The 640-nt window shown below is 76.7% G+C and carries 1 protein-coding gene; it reads right to left on the bottom strand.

The window, feature by feature from the left end; all coding sequences use genetic code 11:
* The coding region (locus E1298_RS47430) for an Lhr family ATP-dependent helicase (protein ID WP_424923253.1) at nucleotides 1-640 on the bottom strand (640 nt) is incomplete at both ends.

The raw sequence follows: 640 nt of genomic DNA, 5'->3' as shown, positions 1-640 counted from the left end.
GCCCTGCCCCGCCCAGACGACCTCGCCCGCCGACGTCAGCTCGTCCAGCAGCGCGGGAGTGTAGCCCGGCACCCGCGACGGCAGGACCAGCGTCTCCAGCGCGGACGCGGGGACCGCGGCGCCCTGGAGCTGCTCGATCGCCTGGACGAGCGCGTCGATCCCGCGCAGCCGCGACCCGCCTACGATGCCGTGCCAGGCCGGAAGGAACCGCCCGAGGGACTCCGGCGGGGACGGCTCCACCTCGGCGCGCAGCCGGGCCAGGGAGCGGCGGCGCAGCGTCCGCAGCACGCCGGTGTCGCACCACTCGCTCGTCAGCGGGCCCGACACGGCCTCCACGGGAAGGAACTCGCCCTCGACGACCCGCCCCGCGGCCGCCAGCCGCCGCAGCGTCTCCACGACCACGGCGGTGCCCAGCCCGAACCGCGCGGCGACCTCGTCCGGACGGAACGGCCCGTGCGTGCGCGCGTAGCGGGAGACCAGGTCGCCGAGCGGATCGTCCACAGGCTCCAGGAAGGCTTCGGGGACACCGACGGGCAACGGCGCCCCGAGCGCGTCACGAAGCCGCCCCGCATCCTCGATCGCGGCCCACCGCTCGCCACCCCCGATCCGCACCCGAATCGCCCGCCGGGTCGCCTCCAAC

The organism is Actinomadura rubrisoli (genome assembly GCF_004349215.1).
Lineage (GTDB): Bacteria > Actinomycetota > Actinomycetes > Streptosporangiales > Streptosporangiaceae > Spirillospora > Spirillospora rubrisoli.
The sequence above is the reverse complement of the archived record's forward strand: the minus strand, read 5'-3'. Positions and strand labels throughout refer to the sequence as shown.